The sequence below is a fragment of the Blautia sp. DFI.3.45 genome, assembly GCF_020593505.1.
GTDB lineage: Bacteria > Bacillota > Clostridia > Lachnospirales > Lachnospiraceae > Blautia_A > Blautia_A wexlerae.
The window spans coordinates 1-252 of sequence record NZ_JAJDMI010000233.1 but is presented as its reverse complement, the minus strand read 5'-3'; the positions used below and the strand labels follow the sequence as shown (position 1 = coordinate 252).

Here is a 252-nt window from a genome sequence, read left to right as displayed (position 1 = left end):
ACACAAAATGCAAAAATGCCACAGGTTATGAAATCCTGCTCGGAAACAAATACAAGACTTCCGCAGGTGAGAAATATCCGGTTAAGAAATATCTGAAACGTACAGAAGGCAAAAATACAGTAACTGTAACCTTTACAAACGTAAAGAAAGGTACCTGGTATGTGACCATACGGGCATGGAACCAAACCTCCAAAGATAAATCCAGAGTTTACAGTCCATACTCCACAATGAAGAAATTCAAGACAAAGAAAT

General features: G+C 38.1%; 1 protein-coding gene. It reads left to right on the top strand.

The features are described from left to right. Positions 1-252, top strand: a 252-nt coding sequence (locus tag LJE09_RS17710; protein ID WP_227311642.1) for a hypothetical protein, incomplete at both ends; no start/stop codon positions are given.